At 52.4% G+C, this 16,905-nt stretch carries 16 protein-coding genes and 3 tRNA genes; 13 read left to right on the forward strand and 6 right to left on the reverse strand.

Annotated features, from left to right (window positions below):
- Positions 1-73: 73 nt before the first annotated feature.
- Positions 74-1,147: an AI-2E family transporter gene (locus tag FAH67_RS10705; protein ID WP_039863835.1), complete on the reverse strand. Its 1,074-nt coding sequence runs from the start codon at positions 1,145-1,147 to the stop codon at positions 74-76.
- Between the two features lie 85 nt (positions 1,148-1,232).
- A complete protein-coding gene (gene folD, locus FAH67_RS10710) occupies positions 1,233-2,084 on the reverse strand; it encodes a bifunctional methylenetetrahydrofolate dehydrogenase/methenyltetrahydrofolate cyclohydrolase FolD (RefSeq protein ID WP_003680350.1) in 852 nt (283 codons plus the stop codon).
- A 201-nt stretch (positions 2,085-2,285) separates the two neighbouring features.
- On the opposite strand from folD, the gene FAH67_RS10715 reads away from it, so the two are divergent.
- From FAH67_RS10715 to prmC, 12 genes are all read left to right on the forward strand, one after another.
- Positions 2,286-2,363 (forward strand) — tRNA-Pro (locus tag FAH67_RS10715).
- Positions 2,364-2,390: 27 nt separating this feature from the next.
- Positions 2,391-2,467, forward strand: a tRNA-Arg gene (locus FAH67_RS10720).
- Between the two features lie 9 nt (positions 2,468-2,476).
- Positions 2,477-2,552 (forward strand) — tRNA-His (locus FAH67_RS10725).
- A gap of 262 nt (positions 2,553-2,814) precedes the next feature.
- The gene (locus FAH67_RS10730) at positions 2,815-3,318 is read left to right on the forward strand and encodes an adenylyltransferase/cytidyltransferase family protein (protein WP_003680348.1); all 504 of its coding nucleotides are present in this window, start codon (positions 2,815-2,817) and stop codon (positions 3,316-3,318) included.
- A complete protein-coding gene (locus FAH67_RS10735; RefSeq protein WP_003680347.1) occupies positions 3,315-5,075 on the forward strand; it encodes a bifunctional biotin--[acetyl-CoA-carboxylase] ligase/type III pantothenate kinase in 1,761 nt (586 codons plus the stop codon). Before FAH67_RS10730 ends, FAH67_RS10735 begins: the two co-directional genes overlap by 4 nt.
- A 15-nt stretch (positions 5,076-5,090) precedes the next feature.
- Positions 5,091-5,933, forward strand: coding sequence for a hypothetical protein (locus tag FAH67_RS10740; protein ID WP_003680345.1), 843 nt, complete (start codon positions 5,091-5,093; stop codon positions 5,931-5,933).
- Between the two features lie 558 nt (positions 5,934-6,491).
- The gene (gene tldD, locus FAH67_RS10745; protein WP_003680343.1) at positions 6,492-7,934 is read left to right on the forward strand and encodes a metalloprotease TldD; all 1,443 of its coding nucleotides are present in this window, start codon (positions 6,492-6,494) and stop codon (positions 7,932-7,934) included.
- 151 nt (positions 7,935-8,085) lie between these two features.
- Positions 8,086-8,745: an amino acid ABC transporter permease gene (locus FAH67_RS10750; protein ID WP_003680341.1), complete on the forward strand. Its 660-nt coding sequence runs from the start codon at positions 8,086-8,088 to the stop codon at positions 8,743-8,745.
- Positions 8,735-9,403, forward strand: a complete 669-nt coding sequence (locus FAH67_RS10755) for an amino acid ABC transporter permease (protein WP_003680340.1) — start codon at positions 8,735-8,737, stop codon at positions 9,401-9,403. Before FAH67_RS10750 ends, FAH67_RS10755 begins: the two co-directional genes overlap by 11 nt.
- 1 nt (position 9,404) lies before the next feature.
- Positions 9,405-10,136 (forward strand): amino acid ABC transporter ATP-binding protein, encoded by a 732-nt coding sequence (locus FAH67_RS10760; protein WP_003680338.1) that lies wholly within the window; start codon positions 9,405-9,407, stop codon positions 10,134-10,136.
- A gap of 73 nt (positions 10,137-10,209) precedes the next feature.
- The gene (locus tag FAH67_RS10765; protein ID WP_003680337.1) at positions 10,210-11,073 is read left to right on the forward strand and encodes an amino acid ABC transporter substrate-binding protein; all 864 of its coding nucleotides are present in this window, start codon (positions 10,210-10,212) and stop codon (positions 11,071-11,073) included.
- A 627-nt stretch (positions 11,074-11,700) separates the two neighbouring features.
- Positions 11,701-12,513, forward strand: coding sequence for a peptide chain release factor N(5)-glutamine methyltransferase (gene prmC / locus FAH67_RS10770; RefSeq protein WP_003680331.1), 813 nt, complete (start codon positions 11,701-11,703; stop codon positions 12,511-12,513).
- Positions 12,514-12,596: 83 nt separating this feature from the next.
- Here prmC and FAH67_RS10775 read toward each other — a convergent pair whose 3' ends face one another.
- From FAH67_RS10775 to FAH67_RS10790, 4 genes are all read right to left on the reverse strand, one after another.
- Positions 12,597-13,391 (reverse strand): 3'-5' exonuclease, encoded by a 795-nt coding sequence (locus tag FAH67_RS10775; protein ID WP_039863832.1) that lies wholly within the window; start codon positions 13,389-13,391, stop codon positions 12,597-12,599.
- A gap of 768 nt (positions 13,392-14,159) precedes the next feature.
- Positions 14,160-15,029, reverse strand: coding sequence for a lipid A biosynthesis lauroyl acyltransferase (locus tag FAH67_RS10780; protein WP_003680327.1), 870 nt, complete (start codon positions 15,027-15,029; stop codon positions 14,160-14,162).
- Between the two features lie 93 nt (positions 15,030-15,122).
- Positions 15,123-15,668 carry a crossover junction endodeoxyribonuclease RuvC gene (ruvC, locus tag FAH67_RS10785; RefSeq protein WP_036492619.1) on the reverse strand — a complete coding sequence of 182 codons (546 nt, stop codon included), beginning with the start codon at positions 15,666-15,668 and terminating at the stop codon, positions 15,123-15,125.
- Between the two features lie 9 nt (positions 15,669-15,677).
- The gene (locus tag FAH67_RS10790; protein WP_137038660.1) at positions 15,678-16,508 is read right to left on the reverse strand and encodes a carbon-nitrogen hydrolase family protein; all 831 of its coding nucleotides are present in this window, start codon (positions 16,506-16,508) and stop codon (positions 15,678-15,680) included.
- Between the two features lie 94 nt (positions 16,509-16,602).
- Here FAH67_RS10790 and FAH67_RS10795 point away from each other — a divergent pair, with 94 nt between their 5' ends.
- Positions 16,603-16,902 (forward strand): porin, encoded by a 300-nt coding sequence (locus FAH67_RS10795; protein WP_003680321.1) that lies wholly within the window; start codon positions 16,603-16,605, stop codon positions 16,900-16,902.
- Positions 16,903-16,905: the final 3 nt, after the last annotated feature.

Below are 16,905 nucleotides of genomic sequence, written 5' to 3' on the forward strand. Positions count from 1 at the left end.
AGGTAAAGCAAAGGCCGTCTGAAAACCCGATTGTCGTTTTCAGACGGCCTTTGATGTGTGTAAATGCAACTGATTAAATCAATTTTCGCAGTTTCAATTCGTTTTTCAGGTATGCGTAATAAACCGGCGCAACGATGATGCCGCCGATGCCGAAAATGCGTTCAAAAACGACCATCGCCACCAGCAATTCCCATGCGCTGGATTCGATTTCCGAGCCGATGATTTTGGCGTTGAGGAAATATTCGAGCTTATGGATGACGACGAGGAAAACCAGCGATGCGAGTGCGACGTAAAGCGATGCGCCGAGGCTCAAAATAATGATGATGGTGTTGGAAATCAGGTTGCCCGCCACCGGAATCAGACCGACGATAAAGGCAATGATCAGGACGGTCATTTTAAACGGCAGGTCAACGCCGAACAGTGGCAAAACCAAGTAGAGGTACAGGCCGGTCAGGAAGGTGTCGATCAGTGAGATTTTGACTTGGGCGAGGAACACGCGTTCAAAGCTGGTTTCAAAATTGACAATCCGCCGCACCAGTTCTGCCTTGAAGGGCGGCATTTTGCCGCGGTGTTTGCGCATTTTCAGGCGGTGAAAACTGAGCATGGCGCCGATGATGATGCCGATGAGGATGTACACGAAGGACGTGATACTGTTTTTACTGATACGGGTCAGCGCGGCGCGGTATTCTTCAATCAGCTTGATCGCCGAAGCTTTGATTTCGGCCATATTGTTGGGCAGCATATTGAGAATGGCTGCAGGCAGGTCTTGGCTGTTTTTGGTGTCTTCCAAAATCGCCGCCAGCTTCGCCAGCATAAAACCGACATGGCCGCCGTGTATCAGGTGGTAAATGCCCAAAGACATCATCGTGATGATGCTGAACACAATGGCCAGCGTCAGCGTGGTGGAAATCAGGTTGATATTGTGCGCGTTGAGCGATTTATGCAGCCGCGTGTTGCGCGGTAAAACACGGCGGCGGAGTTTGAGGATCACGCCGTTGGTGCGCGTAATAAAGATATAAGTGAGGATAACCGACAGCAGCAGCGGCAGAAAATGGTAGTGCAAGACAATCAGCAAAGCCAAGCCCATCAGGATATAGGAAGCGTTGCGGAAAGTCGGGTTGTCGGTATGGGACGAGAGTAAGGACATGTGAAGCCAATAAGGTAAAAAGCAAAAAAAACAGGTCAGGCCGTCTGAAAAACCATGTTCAGACGGCCTAACTTAATGACAGCGATTAATCGTGCAATGAGGCCGCGTGTACCGTGTTTTCCAACAAAGTGGCAATCGTCATCGGGCCGACGCCGCCGGGAACAGGCGTAATCATGGACGCGCGTTCTTTGGCGACATCAAACTCAACGTCGCCGCACAGGCTGCCGTCGTCCAAGCGGTTGATGCCCACATCGATAACGACGGCACCGGGTTTGACCCATTCGCCTTTAACGAAATTCGGAATGCCCACGCCGACCACCAAAATATCTGCGGCAGCAACTTCTTCGGCAAGGTTTTGCGTGGCACTGTGGCAGATGGTTACCGTCGCGCGGGACAGCAGCAATTCCAACGCCTGCGGACGGCCGACAATATTGGATGCGCCGACGACGACGGCTTTTTTGCCTTTCGGGTCGATGCCGTAGGCTTCCAACAAAGTCATCACGCCTTTGGGCGTGCAAGGGCGCATCAGCGGCATTTTGACGACCAGGCGGCCGATGTTGTAAGGGTGGAAGCCGTCCACATCCTTATGCGGCTCGATACGCTCCAAAACCGCTTGGCTGTCGATGTGAGCCGGTAGCGGCAGTTGCACCAAAATACCGTCGACGGCAGGGTCACCGTTTAATTCGTCCACCAGTTTCAGCAAATCGTCTTGCATGGTTTCAGACGGCAGCTCATAAGAGCGCGATTCGATGCCGCTTTTTTGGCAGGCCAGTTTTTTATTGCGTACATAAACCGCGCTGGCAGGGTCGTCGCCAACCAATACCACCGCCAAGCAAGGTGTGTGCAAACCTTTTTCCTGACGCGCTTTTACCGCCTGCGCGACCGCCTCGATGCGTTGCTGGGAGATTTTTTTTCCGTCTATAAGTTGTGCAGCCATGATTTTTCCTCCTAAATAGGGACAAATATTGCGTTTAAATTATCGCATTTTTCAGACGGCCTGACACAAAAGAGTAGCCCTGATTACGAAACATAAAAATAAATAACGATTAAAAATAATAGGATAACCAAAAAATGAAAAAATAAAGCAAAGTAAGTGTTGACCGGGTTGAAAAGGGTCTGTATAGTTCAGGTCTTCAGTCGGGGCGTAGCGCAGCCCGGTTAGCGCATCTGCTTTGGGAGCAGAGGGTCGTGAGTTCGAATCCCACCGCCCCGACCACAAAATTCTTAGCACGAATCGGCATGAGCGCCCGTAGCTCAACCGGATAGAGCACCGACCTTCTAAGTCGGGGGTTACAGGTTCGATTCCTGTCGGGCGTGCCAATTTTTACGGTGGCTGTAGCTCAGTTGGTAGAGCCCTGGATTGTGATTCCAGTTGTCGTGGGTTCGAGCCCCATCAGCCACCCCAGATGAAAGCCTGCATATTGTATGCAGGCTTTTTTCCGTTTATACCCGAATTTTACTTCAGATTTAATTGGGTTTCAAAAAAGTATTTATCAAACCGTTTCATCATGGCATCGGCAAAAATGGCGTTTGCCGTGTTATCAAATATCAATGAATACGCAATCAAGCCCGAATATTGTACCGTTCGGTATCTTTTTATGGCGTTTCGCCGTTATCCTTTATAATACCCCGATTATTTTCTGTTTCATTCCCAAAGGAATCTCATCATGTCCGAATGGCCAGCTCCAGAATTTGAATCCAAAATCTGTCCGCCCGAAAAGCTGGCGGAGCGTTTGGCGGCATTGCCCCGTCCGCTGGTGTTTACCAACGGCTGTTTCGATATTCTCCATAGAGGCCATGTAACGTATCTGGCGCAGGCGCGATCGGCCGGTGCGGCTTTGGTGTTGGCGTTGAATACCGATGCTTCGGTGCGCCGTCAGGGCAAAGGTGACGATCGCCCGATTAATCCTTTGGAAAACCGCGCGGCAGTGGCAGCGGCATTGGAGAGTGTGGATTTGGTCACATGGTTTGATGACGATACGCCGGCCGAGCTGATTGAAATGGTCGAACCCGATGTATTGATTAAAGGCGGCGACTGGCCTGTGGATAAGATTGTCGGTGCGGCCGAGACGTTTGCGCGTGGCGGCAAAGTATTTTCGATTCCGTTTTTACACCAGACTTCGACCACCAAAACGTTGGCGAAAATCCGCGAAGCTGGAGGAGGCGAATGACGGATTTGAACAGCCGCCATTGGGTCTTGCTCGCCGCGCTTTCAGACGGCCTGCCGCAACACGTTTCTCAGTTGGCGCGAGTGGTCGGGATGAAGCCGCAACAATTAAACGGATTTTGGCAGCAGATGCCGGGACATATCCGCGGTTTGCTGCGCCAGCACGACGGGCAATGGCGTTTGGTGCGCCCTTTGGCTGTGTTTGCTGAAGAATCTTTGCAACAAATGGCCGGAAAACAGGGTTTTCGTGCGCAGTTGAAACACGAATGTTCGTCCAGCAACGATGAAATCATGGCTTTGGCGCGCCAGTCGGCAGATTTGGCGCATAAGGCCTTGTGTGTGGCGCATTTCCAGACTAAAGGACGCGGACGGCAAGGGCGGAGTTGGGTCAACCGACAGGGCGAATGTCTGATGTTCAGCTTGGGCTGGACGTTTGACAAGCCGCAATATGAGCTGGGTTCGCTGGCGTTGGTGGTGGCATTGGCCTGCCGCCGTGCGCTTGCCGATATCGGTTTGGACGTAAATATCAAGTGGCCGAACGATTTGGTCGTGGCCAACGATAAATTGGCCGGTATTTTGATTGAAACGGCGCGGGTAGAGAATAAAACCGTCGCCATCATCGGCATCGGCATCAATTTTGTATTGCCGAAAGAAGTTGAAAACGCCACCTCCGTGCAGGCCTTGTTTCAGACGGCCTCTAAGCAGGGCGTAAGCGTCAAAACCTTGTTGAATGCGGTATTGGCGCAACTCGATGCGCTGTTGAGCGAATACGCGCAAAACGGATTCGCGTCATGTGTCGGCGAATACGATGCCGCCAACCGTGACACAAACAGACCGGTATTGCTGCTTCAAGAAGGACGTGTTGTCCACGAAGGCGTAGTCAAAGGCGTGGATGCGCAAGGCGCGTTGCGTTTGCTGACGGACAAGGGCGAGAAAACCATCGTCAGCGGCGAGATCAGCTTGCGCCCGGATAACCGTCCGGCACAACCTGTCGCGGCGAAACCGGAACGCTTTTTGCTGCTGGACGGCGGCAACAGTCAGTTGAAATGGGCGTGGGTGGAGAACGGCACATTTTCCGAAGTCGGCCGCGCGCCGTATCGTGATTTGACCCGGCTGGGTGAAGAATGGCTGCAATTTGCCGATGAAGATGTGAAGATTGTCGGTTGCGCCGTGTGTGGTTCGGTAAAAAAAGCGATGGTCGAAGAACAATTAACCCGTCCGGTCGAATGGCTGTCTTCCATGCCGCAGGCCTTGGGTATCCGCAACCATTACCGCCGTCCTGAAGAACATGGTTCCGACCGTTGGTTTAATGCGCTGGGCAGCCGCCGCTTTACGCAAAATGCCTGTGTCGTCGTCAGCTGCGGTACCGCCGTAACCACCGACGCGTTGACGGAAGACAATCATTATCTCGGCGGCACCATCATGCCCGGTTTCCACTTGATGAAAGAGGCGATGGCGCTCAAGACCGCCAACCTCAACCGCCCCATCGGCAAGGTATATCCGTTCCCAACCACAACGCCGAACGCCATTGCCAGCGGCATGATGGATGCCGTTTGCGGCGCGTTGATGATGATGCATGGCCGTCTGAAAGACAAAACGGGCGAGGGCAAACCGGTCGATATTATTATCACGGGCGGCGGCGCCGCCAGAGTCGTGCAGGCTCTGCCGGAGTCATTTGTTCATGACAATCAAGTGAAAATCGTCGATAATCTCGTGATTCACGGGCTCTTGCATTGGATTGCCCATCGCAACGGACAATAAAAAGGAAAACGCATCATGAAATGGCTGTTTGCGGTCTTGGTCGCACTCAACATCATTGTTTTTGGCAGCATGGTTGCCTATCGGACGCAACATAAAACCGCCAAACCCGAATCTGCTTTGGAAGGCGGTACGCACGAATTATTGCGCCCGTCTTCTTTGGACGCGCCTAAAGCCGAGCCTCAGCAGGCATCGCAACCCGATTGGGTGGTGGTCGAATCAGACGGCCTGATTATGGCCGAACCTGAATCCGAAGAAGCGGAAGCCTTGCGTAAAAAGCAAGAAGCGCAGCAGTTGAAAGAGAAAAAAGAAAAAATGCGCCGCGAGAAAGAGGCGCAAGAGCGTCGCGCCGCTGAAGAAGAGATGGGCGCGGCCGGTGTGGAACGCTTGTGCACCAGCAGCGCCACTGTGGTGATGGATGAAGACGATTACCACCGCATCAAAGGCCTGTTGGGCAAATGGCCTCATGCGGCCAGCCGCAGTATCGAAAAACGCAACGGCACATCCGGTGGCGAGACTTCTTCCAAAACCTTCCGCGTGGTCTTGCCTGCCGACGGCGACACCTCTGCCCAGCTTGATGCCTTGGGCAGCCGCGGCTTTAGCGGCAGTATTCACAACGGCGAAATCAGCGTTGATGTAACACGCAGCCATTCTTCCGCCCAAGTTTTGATTTCACGCTTGTCCAGCGCAGGTTTCGGCGGCGCGCGCATTGTCGAACAGGAAGACAGAAGCGCACCCGATACCGGTTTGAGCGTGGCGCGCATGACCGTGGTCTTTATGGCGGTCGACGAGCGCGATGCCCAAGACATCAGAAACATTGTCGGCCGTTATGGCAAGTTGAACATGAAAACCTGCCGATAATCAGGTCTATTCGGTTCAGACGGCCTGATCAGCAGTAGTCAAGCCTGATAAATCAAGCGACACAAAACACGAAACCCACTGTATTGGCAGTGGGTTTCATGTTTTTCGGTTTTGAGTATCTGATATAAAGGGGAACAGGTATGTTTCGTATATGCGCACTCCGAGTATCAAGAGATAATGGGGAAGAGGGGGATAAAATCTGTCGTTTAATGGCTCGGATTAGGACGTCTTCCGAGTGGTTTTGATTATACGCTAATAATAACTATTATCAATAGCAAAATTGAAAAAATAATGGTTTTTTTCGTAATAAATTGTTTTATATTGAAATTAAATTTTGTCATCGGCTTTACCATGATTAAAAAGGCCGTCTGAACGTCAAACAAACAGGCCGGTTGAAATAGGGCAAGGCAAACATTTCAACCCTATATTTCAGACGGCCTTTTGATTTGTTTCAATCACTCATAAACCCAAGCAATCAACATATCCAAAGCTATATAAAATACCGTATAATCAAGGCCAAATTAACTTTGCCTGCTTGTCGGGCCGTCTGAAAAAATTATGCAACAAACCTACGCCGCCGTACAGCGAGATTTGCTCGAAGCCAACCGCCTTTCCCCCGAACTGCTCGCCCAAAGCCTGAGCATCATCGGCGCGCACCACGTCGATTATGCCGACATCTACTGCCAGCGCACCGCCTATGAAAGTTGGCATCTGGAAGAAGGCATCGTCAAATCGGGCAGCTTCCAAATCGATCAGGGCGTGGGCGTGCGTGCCGTTTCGGGCGACAAAACCGCCTTTGCCTACGCCGACAGCCTGTGTATCGATTCGATCAACCGCTCCGCCCGCGCCGTCCGCGCGATTGGTGCGGCCGGCGGTGAGGCCAGCGTCAAAGTGCCGACACCTGCTTACGGCAAGCCTGTCCACATAGCGGTCGACCCGATTGCCGGCCTCGATTCCGCCGCCAAAGTCGCGCTGTTGAACAAAGTGGAAACGCTCGCCAAAGCCGCCGATCCGCGCATCGTGCAAGTGATGGCGGGTTTGACCTGCGAATACGATATGGTTTACCTCGCCCGTCTGGACGGCAAACACGCCGCCGACATCCGCCCGATGGTGCGCCTGAACGTTACCGTCATCGCCAAACAGGGCGACAGGCGCGAACAGGGCAGCGCGGGCGGCGGCGGACGCTGCGACTTGGCTTATTTTGATGAAACTTTGGTGCGGCAGTTTGTCGATTCCGCCGTCAAACAAGCATTGATTAATCTTGAATCCCGCCCTGCGCCTGCCGGCGAGATGACTGTTGTTTTGGGCAACGGCTGGCCGGGCGTGTTGTTGCACGAAGCGGTCGGACATGGTTTGGAAGGCGATTTCAACCGCAAAGAAACCAGCGTTTTCTCCGGCCGAATCGGCGAGCGCGTAGCCGCCAAAGGCGTTACCGTTGTGGATCAAGGCGATATTGCCGACAGACGCGGTTCGCTCAATATCGATGACGAAGGCAACGAAACCCGCCGCACTGTATTGATCGAAGACGGTATTTTGGTCGGCTATATGCAGGACGAAACCAACGCCCGCCTGATGGGTACGCAATCGACCGGCAACGGCCGTCGCGAAAGTTACGCTTCCGCCCCTATGCCACGCATGACCAATACCTTTATGGAAAACGGCGGCTATGAGCCGGAAGAAATCATTGCGTCCATCGACAAGGGCATTTACGCCGTCAACTTCGGCGGCGGACAAGTGGACATCACCAGCGGCAAGTTCGTGTTCAGTGCATCCGAAGCGTGGTGGGTCGAAGGCGGCAAACTGCAATATCCCGTCAAAGGCGCGACCATCATCGGCAACGGCCCCGAAGTGCTGAAACATGTTTCCATGATAGGCAACGATACCGCGTTGGACAGCGGTGTCGGCGTGTGCGGCAAAGAAGGGCAGAGCGTCCCCGTCGGCGTGGGGCAGCCGACTTTGCGTATCGATGCCGGGCTGACCGTCGGCGGCAGCGCAATCTGACGCTGAATCCGACACGATGCCGTCTGAAAGTTTTTTCAGACGGCATCGCCTTATTCTTTTTTATGATGTTTGATATTCCCAAGAATTCTTTAACATTATCTTACAAGTTCATTAGAATACCGCCTTTCGTTAAGCTGATTGTCTGATTCTGATGAACTGGCCTTATCTGATCGATGCCATACCCAAATTCGCCGATGCGGCAAAGCTGACGCTGGAATTGTCCGTTTACGGCGTTGTTTTGTCGTTGCTGTTCGGCCTGCCCGTCGCCGTGGTAACGGCATACCGCATCCGCCCTTTCTACGCATTGGCACGCGCCTATATCGAACTGTCGCGCAATACGCCCCTGTTGATCCAGTTGTTTTTCCTGTATTACGGCCTGCCGAAAATGGGCATCAAATGGGACGGTTTTACCTGCGGCGTGATCGCGCTGGTTTTCTTGGGCGCAAGCTATATGGCGGAAGCCGTCCGCGCCGGCATTTTGGCAGTGCCAAAAGGGCAGGTCGAGGCGGGCAAGGCCGTCGGTTTGAGCCGGTTTCAAGTGTTCCGCTATGTCGAATTGCCGCAGGCTTGGGCGGTCGCTTTTCCGGCTGTTGCCGCCAATATATTGTTTTTAATGAAAGAAACATCCGTTATTAGCGCGGTCGGCATTGCGGAATTGTTGTTTGTTACCAAAGATGTGATTGGTATGGACTACAAAACCAATGAGGCATTGTTCCTGCTGTTTGCCGCTTATCTGATTATCCTGCTGCCTGTTTCTTTGTTGGTGCGGCGGTTGGAAAACCGCATACGGAGGGCGAAATATGGTGTTTGACTGGCTTTTTGAAGGAAAAAATGCGGCACGTTTGGGTGAAGGTCTGCTTTTAACGGCACAAATTTCTTTAATCTCTGTTGCGGCCTCCTGCGTATTGGGCACGTTGTTCGGCCTGGTTTTGCGTTCGCGCAACCGGCTTGTCCGCCTTATCGGACGGTTTTATCTCGAAACCATCCGCATCGTGCCGATTTTGGTGTGGCTGTTCGGCCTGTATTTCGGTTTGTCCGTGTGGACGGGCATACACATCGGCGGATTTTGGGTTTGCGTTTGGGTTTTTACGCTTTGGGGTGTCGCCGAAATGGGCGATTTGGTGCGCGGCGCATTGGAATCGATTGAAAAACATCAAGTCGAATCGGGTTTGGCACTGGGTTTGAGCCGCCGTCAAGTGTTCTGCTACATCGAATTGCCGCAAAGTGTCCGCCGCGCTTTGCCGGGGGCGGTTAATTTGTTTACGCGAATGATTAAAACCAGTTCGCTCGCCTCGCTTATCGGCGTGATTGAAGTGGTCAAAGTGGGGCAGCAAATTATTGAAAACTCTCTGCTGACGCAGCCTAATGCTTCATTTTGGGTTTACGGTCTGATTTTTATGCTGTATTTCTTCTGTTGCTGGCCGCTGTCGCTGTTGGCGGCAAAGCTGGAACAAAAATGGGAACACTGATATGGCTTTATTGAGCATCCGCAAGCTGCACAAACAATACGGCGACGTAACCGCCATCCAATCCTTAGATTTGGACTTGGAAAAAGGCGAAGTGATTGTGTTATTGGGTCCGTCCGGCTGCGGCAAATCCACCCTCCTGCGCTGCGTCAACGGTTTGGAGTCGCACCAAGGCGGCAGCATCGTGATGGACGGCATCGGCGAATTCGGCAAAGACGTTTCCTGGCAAACCGCCCGGCAAAAAGTCGGTATGGTCTTTCAAAGCTATGAATTGTTTGCACATATGACCGTCATCGAAAACATCCTCTTAGGCCCGGTAAAAGTACAAAACCGCAACCGCGCCGAAGCGGAAGCACAAGCCGGCAAACTGTTGGAACGCGTCGGTTTGTCCGACCGCAAAAACGCCTATCCGCGCGAACTTTCCGGCGGACAAAAACAGCGCATCGCCATTGTCCGCGCCCTGTGCCTGAATCCGGAAGTGATTTTGTTGGACGAAATCACCGCCGCACTCGACCCCGAAATGGTGCGCGAAGTCTTGGAAGTGGTTTTGGAACTCGCCCGCGAAGGGATGAGTATGCTGATTGTTACCCACGAAATGGGGTTCGCCCGCAAAGTTGCCGACCGCATCGTCTTTATGGACAAAGGCGGCATCGTCGAATCGTCCGACCCCGAAACCTTCTTCTCCGCACCAAAAAGCGAACGCGCCCGCCAATTTCTGGCAGGTATGGACTACTGATTGACCGCAAACCGTCCGAAACCCTTTCAGACGGCATTCTATCCCAAGCAAACATTCAAAAAGGAGATTCCCAATGAAACTGAACGCCAAATTTAAAGCCCTGTTGGCTTTTGCCGCCATCGCCGTCGGTCTGACCGCCTGCGGAGGCGGCAGCAGCGGCTCCGGCGATGCCCAATCTTCACAAAGCAGCGGTGCGGCAACCGTTGCCGCCATCAAGGAAAAAGGCGTGATCCGCATCGGCGTATTCGGCGACAAGCCTCCGTTCGGCTATGTTGACGCCAACGGTAAAAACCAAGGCTTTGACGTTGAAATCGCCAAAGACCTGGCCAAAGACCTGCTCGGCAGCCCCGACAAAGTCGAATTCGTCCTGACCGAGGCCGCAAACCGCGTCGAATACGTCCGTTCCGGCAAAGTCGACCTCATCCTCGCTAACTTCACCAAAACACCCGAACGCGCCGAAGCCGTCGATTTCGCCGATCCTTACATGAAAGTGGCCTTGGGCGTAGTTTCCCCCAAAGACAAACCGATTACCGACGTTGCGCAATTGAAAGACCAAACCCTTCTGGTCAACAAAGGCACTACCGCCGACGCCTTCTTCACCAAAAGCCATCCTGAAGTCAAACTGCTGAAATTCGACCAAAATACCGAAACCTTCGACGCACTGAAAGACGGCCGCGGCGTAGCACTCGCCCACGACAACGCCCTGCTGTGGGCATGGGCAAAAGAAAACCCGAATTTTGAAGTCGCCATCGGCAACCTCGGCCCTGCCGAATTCATCGCCCCGGCTGTTCAAAAAGGCAACACCGACCTCCTGAACTGGGTCAACGGCGAAATCGCCGCCATGAAAAAAGACGGCCGTCTGAAAGCCGCCTATGAAAAAACCCTCTTGCCCGTATATGGCGAAAAAGTCAAACCGGAAGAATTGCTGGCCGAATAAGTTTGTTTGACAAGAAAATCCGTATCCGCATTTGAAGGCGGGTGCGGATTTTTTTTCAGCCGCCGAAAATATCGCAAATTCAAAGTATAGTAGATTAAATTTAAATCAGGACAAGGCGACGAAGCCGCAGACAGTACAAATAGTACGGCAAGGCGAGGCAACGCCGTACTGGTTTAAATTTAATCCACTATAAAATCAACTATATCATTGTTTTTTTATTTATTCCGTTGTTGCCGCTTGGAAGGGAATCCGCCCCGTTCGGTTTCGCTTGTTTTTGAATTTCGGGCAACTTTCAAATCGTCATTCCCGAAAATCGCTTCAGCCTTATGTTTCCGGATGACCGCTTTCGCGGAATAATGGCGGAGCGTTTCTGTTGTCCGGATAAATTCCTACGGTATCGAAACGGCGATAAGGTGTTTTTCTTTATTATATAATTTCAAAGCGAAAATGATATAGTGGATTAACTTTAAACCAGTACGGCGTTGCCTCGCCTTGCCGTACTATCTGTACTGTCTGCGGCTTCGTCGCCTTGTCCTGATTTTTGTTAATCCACTATATTTTTTGAACAAGCGTGCCGCAAAGCTGGAAAAAATGTTCGAGCCGCATCGGCGGCAGACAGGATAAAAAATGACGTTTGACGAATGGTCGGGCTGGTCAAAACTGCCTAAAAACGAAGCAAGAATGCTGCTGCAATATGCTTCGGGATATACGCGCGTGCAGTTGTTGACACGGGGCGGGGAAGAAATTCCGGACGAAGTCCGGCAGCGGGTAGACAGGCTGGCGCAACGCCGTCTGAACGGCGAGCCGGTCGCCTATATTTTGGGTGTGCGCGAGTTTTACGGACGATGTTTCGCCGTCAACCCGAGCGTGCTGATTCCGCGTCCTGAAACCGAACACTTGGTCGAAGCCGTATTGGCGCGCCTGCCGGAAAACGGGCGCGTATGGGATTTGGGAACGGGCAGCGGCGCCATTGCCGTGACCGTCGCGCTTGAACGCGTTGATGCCGATGTTCGCGCATCCGATATCAGCGTCGGTGCTTTGGATACCGCCCGTCAAAATGCGGCCGAATTGGGCGCAAAAGTCGAGTTTGCGCAGGGTTCGTGGTTTGATACCGACAGGCCGTCTGAAGGCAGATACGATGTGATTGTTTCCAATCCGCCGTATATCGAGGATGGCGATGAACATTTGTCGCAAGGCGATTTGAGGTTTGAACCGCAAAACGCGTTGACCGACTTTTCAGACGGCCTCAGCCATATCCGCCACATTACCCAAGAAGCCCCCAAATACCTGAAAGCCAACGGCTGGCTGCTGTTTGAACACGGCTATGACCAAGGCGAAGCGGTACGGAATATTATGCTGGAGAACGGTTTTGCCGAAGTGGCAACCGAACAGGATTTGGCCGGATTGGACAGGATAACGCTGGGGCGTTTGCCTGCTTAGTAGGCATGGTTTGTCGGAATTAAAAAAGGGCGTGTCGATCACGCCCTTTTGGTTTTCTGGTTTATCTGTTCAGACGACCTGATTTAACGCCAAGCAGCGACGAACTCCGCCCAGTGTTGTTTTTCTTCGGCTTGTGCGGCCAGATAATGTTTGATGCGTTTGATTTCGACTTCGTATTCGTCGGCATCGAGCGCGCCGCTCATCATGCGAAAACGCATATACATCAGGTAGGTATTGGCGGCATCAGTTTCGCAATAGTCGCGGATGTCTTTCAGACGGCCTGCATGATAAGCGTCCCAAACCTTGCTGCCGTCCATGCCCAGTTTGCCGGGGAAGCCGCAGAGTTTGGCCATATCGTCCAAAGGCACGCTGGCACGCGGTTGGTAGAGGGCGAGCAAATCCATTAGGTCGCAATGGCGGGTGTGGTAACGGCTGATGTAGTTGTTCCACTTAAAGTCGCGGCTGTCGCCAAAATCGCCGTCGCCCATGTCCCAATAGCGGGCGGCGCTGATGCCGTGTATCAGGGCGCGGTAGTGGAGGACGGGCAGGTCGAAACCGCCGCCGTTCCAGCTGACGAGTTGCGGCGTATAGTTTTCGATGACCTCGAAGAACTTGGCAATCATGACTTCTTCGCTGTCTTCGGGATCGCCGATGGTGCTGACGCGGATTTTGTCTTGCCCCCAGCGCATACAGCAGGAGATGGCGACGACTTGGTGCAGATGGTGTTGCATAAAGTCGCTGCCGGTTTTGGCTCGGCGTTGCTGTTGGGCAAACAGGACGACTTCGTTGTCGGGCAAATCGGCAGGCAAATCGTAAAGCTGGCGGATGCCGTTTACGTCGGGGATGGTTTCGATGTCGAAGGCGAGTATCGGAGTCATGGCGTGATCGGGTTGGATAAGGAATGATGTCATTGTGGCATGACGGCGCAGATAAAAAAAGAGGCAATCCCCCACAGGATTGCCCCAATACCTCAAATCAGAGATTTACGCTTCACAAACAATACAGGCTTTCACCTGCGGCTTTACAGATGCAGCTCAACTCTGCATCTGTAAACTTTCATTTCGGGCATTGCACCGAAATCCTCTAAAATACCGCAATTTCTTGCGATATCAGAAAATTGCTTACAAAAGATCTAAAACCGGCGAGACCGTCTGAACATTTTGTAATTTGATGTAGTGAAATTTACGCGAATTTTTACAGTTTGCCAAGTATTTTTTTCTGAAGGCTTGTTTCAGTATAAATTTCAGGTATTGTCATATTTTTGCAATTATATTTCATAATTGTTTAAAAATTGGGTATTTATTTTATTTTTTTAAATTTTAATTTAATTTTATTTCATATTTTGAATGATTAAAATGTATTTTTTCAGATGAACTATTTTGCAATATATTGTTTTTAAAAGAAATTAAATTTAATATATAAATGAAAAGTGTGTTGAATAGGATGTTTTAATTTGAGAAAAAAATATAGGGTTGTTTGAAAGTTTCAATCATACTGAAAAAAGTTGTTTTTGAAGCGTTTAAAGTGGAATATTGTTTGATTGTTTGAACTCAAACATAAGTTTCGGTTTGATTCAATTAAAATGAAAAAGCGGCGAAAGAAGGATTTCGCCGCTTTTTGCATATTTAAATTGTAATTCGGTGTAGTCAATAAAAGCTGTTTTCGCCTTCGGGACGGGTTTTGAAGCGTTTGTGCAACCAGAAATATTGTTCGGGATGCTCGCGTACCCGCTCTTCGATGAAGTCGTTCATGCGCTGGGTGTCGGCTTCGACATTTTCGGTCGGGAAATTGTCCCAAGCCGGATAGAAGCGCAGGGTTACGGTATTGTCGGCTTCGCGCGTGGGGATGGCGGGAATGATTTTGGCTTTGGTCATGCCGGCGATACGGCTGAGGCCGGTAATCGTGGCCGTTTGAATGCCGAAGAAATTGACGAAAATGGAATCGTTGCGGCCGAAGTCTTGGTCGGGCAGATAAAGAAAGGGCGCATCGCTTTTGCGCAGGTGTTTGATGATGGCACGCAGGCCTTCTGTGCGGCCGATCAGGAAAACATTGTTGTAGCGGTGGCGGCCTTTCAGGATTTGCTCGTCCAGGGCTTTGTTTTTTTGGTGCGAATACATGCTGGTCAGCGGCACATCCTGATTGAGCGTGTAAACCGCCATTTCAAATGCGGTAAAGTGCGGATAGAGGATGATGACTTTTTCGCCGGCGGCGAGGGCTTCGTCAAGATGGTGTTTGTCTTGATAGCGTACCAACGAGCGCAGCTTGTCCGCAGGTGCGTACCAGTAGAGGCCGTATTCGAGCATCAGCTTTGCCATGTGTTGGAAATGGCGTTTGAGCAGGGCGGTGCGCTGGCTGTCGTTTAGCTCGGGAAAGCATTTTTTGAGGTTGACCTCGCCGACTTTGCGGCGCGGTTTGACCGCGTAATAAGCGAGAATGCCAATCGCGTCGGCAATCTTGTGCAACACGCAAAAAGGCAGCAGGCGGATGAGGTAGAGAAAAAGGAAGGCGGCTTTCATGAAGGCTCGCTGTATGTGGGCAAAGGGCTATTATAACCGAAAGGCCGTCTGAAAACGGGCTGGAACACTATTTCAGACGGCCTGAATGTCGGCTTACCATTGGAAACGGCCGCGTTTGACTTGCAGGCCGTCAGGGTTGAGTTGCGAAGCCAATCCGTGATTGCGCAGGGCGTGGGTAAGGGCGACGGCGAGCCCGTCGGCGGCATCGGCTTGCGGCGTGCCTGAAAGTGCGAGCATTTGGACAACCATATGCTGCACCTGCTCTTTGGCGGCCTTGCCCTTGCCGACCACAGCCTGCTTGACCTGAAGCGCGGTGTATTCAAACACGGGCAAATCGTGCATGACCAAAGCGGCAATCGCTGCACCGCGCGCCTGACCGAGCATCAAGGTCGCGGCCGGGTTGACGTTGACGAACACTTGTTCGATGGCGGCCTGATGCGGCTGATAGTGGCGGATGATTTCGTCGATATGGCGGACGATCACGGCGATGCGTTCGGAAAGCGACGCGCCGGTCGGCGTTTTGATACAGCCGGAAGCAACATAATGATGCTCGCGGCCGTGGACATCGATCACGCCGAAGCCGGTCACGCGGCTGCCGGGGTCGATGCCGAGAATGCGTGTGGGTTGTGAGTGGGACATAGTGCGTGTTTAAAGTAATCGGTGTTTCAGGGCAGGCAGGCGCGTGCGCACGCTTTGCAGGCGCGCAGTATCCAAATCGGCACAAATCACGCCTTCGCCTTCCGGCAACGTCGCCAACACATCGCCCCAAGGGTCGATAATCATACTGTGGCCGAATGTGCGGCGGCCGCTTTCATGCAGTCCGCCTTGTGCCGACGCGATGACGTAGCATTGGTTTTCCACCGCACGGGTGCGCAGCAGCAATTCCCAATGCGCCTTGCCGGTCGTGTAGGTAAACGCGGCCGGCAACAGCAAAACATCAAACGGCTGCTGGGCGCGGAAAAACTCAGGAAAGCGCAAAGCGTAGCAGACGCCGGCCGCCAGCGGAACATCGTCCACGCTTAACTTCGGCACATCGTTGCCCGCCAGTATCGTATCGGCTTCGGCGTAGCGTTCGCCCAAACCGGAAAAGCCGAAAAGGTGCATTTTGTGGTAAAGCCCGACTCGGTTGCCGTCGCGGTCATACACCAGCATCGTGTTCATCACCTTGCCAGCGTTTGGGCTTTGCAGCGGAACCGTGCCGCCAAACAACACCACGCCGCATTCCCTTGCCGTTTCGCTTAAGGCCGTCTGAAAACGGGTGTGGCAGGTTTTATCAACTCGTCCATCGTCCAAAGGCTCGGCAAATGCCAGCTTGTCCGTATCGTTTTTGCCCATCAGCGGCCAATATTCGGGCAGCAATACCCAATCCGCCCCTTGTTCGGCCGCCTTGCGGACAAGGCGCTTCATGGTGATAATATTGGTTTCTGGGTCGGTGGACGACACCATTTGCACAGCGGCGGCGCGTAAAGAGCGCATCATCAAAACTCCTGTCAGATTTTGCAAGAATTGTAACTTGTTTACGCACAAGGCCGATACAATCGTCACACAATTCCTCTCCAAAAAAGGATAAACCATGAACTTAAAACTTCTCCTCACTGCCGCACTTTCCACCGCCGCACTCGCCGCACACGCCGACGTACAGCTTTACGGCAGCATCAAAAGCGGCATCGAAACCTCGCAAACCCGTTTCGGCGGCCAAACATATAGCCGAACCGCCGTTTCCGACCAAGGCAGCTATATCGGCTTGCGCGGTTCGCACCCGATTGGCGGCGGAACGAATTTTATTTGGGAAGTCGAACAAGACACACCGGTCGGCAAAAGCGGCTCCATCCGCCAAGACTGGCGCGAACGTCGAGATAATTTTGGCCGTTAAGGA

It is taken from the genome of Neisseria flavescens (assembly GCF_005221285.1).
Classification (GTDB): Bacteria; Pseudomonadota; Gammaproteobacteria; order Burkholderiales; family Neisseriaceae; genus Neisseria; species Neisseria flavescens.

What these genes read in the sequence shown, in the direction of transcription:
- FAH67_RS10705 (WP_039863835.1), bottom strand. Translation starts at nt 1,147, where the DNA reads ATGTCCTTACTCTCGTCCCATACCGACAACCCGACTTTCCGCAACGCT.
- folD (WP_003680350.1), bottom strand. Translation starts at nt 2,084, where the DNA reads ATGGCTGCACAACTTATAGACGGAAAAAAAATCTCCCAGCAACGCATC.
- FAH67_RS10730 (WP_003680348.1), top strand. Translation starts at nt 2,815, where the DNA reads ATGTCCGAATGGCCAGCTCCAGAATTTGAATCCAAAATCTGTCCGCCC.
- FAH67_RS10735 (WP_003680347.1), top strand. Translation starts at nt 3,315, where the DNA reads ATGACGGATTTGAACAGCCGCCATTGGGTCTTGCTCGCCGCGCTTTCA.
- FAH67_RS10740 (WP_003680345.1), top strand. Translation starts at nt 5,091, where the DNA reads ATGAAATGGCTGTTTGCGGTCTTGGTCGCACTCAACATCATTGTTTTT.
- tldD (WP_003680343.1), top strand. Translation starts at nt 6,492, where the DNA reads ATGCAACAAACCTACGCCGCCGTACAGCGAGATTTGCTCGAAGCCAAC.
- FAH67_RS10750 (WP_003680341.1), top strand. Translation starts at nt 8,086, where the DNA reads ATGAACTGGCCTTATCTGATCGATGCCATACCCAAATTCGCCGATGCG.
- FAH67_RS10755 (WP_003680340.1), top strand. Translation starts at nt 8,735, where the DNA reads ATGGTGTTTGACTGGCTTTTTGAAGGAAAAAATGCGGCACGTTTGGGT.
- FAH67_RS10760 (WP_003680338.1), top strand. Translation starts at nt 9,405, where the DNA reads ATGGCTTTATTGAGCATCCGCAAGCTGCACAAACAATACGGCGACGTA.
- FAH67_RS10765 (WP_003680337.1), top strand. Translation starts at nt 10,210, where the DNA reads ATGAAACTGAACGCCAAATTTAAAGCCCTGTTGGCTTTTGCCGCCATC.
- prmC (WP_003680331.1), top strand. Translation starts at nt 11,701, where the DNA reads ATGACGTTTGACGAATGGTCGGGCTGGTCAAAACTGCCTAAAAACGAA.
- FAH67_RS10775 (WP_039863832.1), bottom strand. Translation starts at nt 13,391, where the DNA reads ATGACTCCGATACTCGCCTTCGACATCGAAACCATCCCCGACGTAAAC.
- FAH67_RS10780 (WP_003680327.1), bottom strand. Translation starts at nt 15,029, where the DNA reads ATGAAAGCCGCCTTCCTTTTTCTCTACCTCATCCGCCTGCTGCCTTTT.
- ruvC (WP_036492619.1), bottom strand. Translation starts at nt 15,668, where the DNA reads ATGTCCCACTCACAACCCACACGCATTCTCGGCATCGACCCCGGCAGC.
- FAH67_RS10790 (WP_137038660.1), bottom strand. Translation starts at nt 16,508, where the DNA reads ATGATGCGCTCTTTACGCGCCGCCGCTGTGCAAATGGTGTCGTCCACC.
- FAH67_RS10795 (WP_003680321.1), top strand. Translation starts at nt 16,603, where the DNA reads ATGAACTTAAAACTTCTCCTCACTGCCGCACTTTCCACCGCCGCACTC.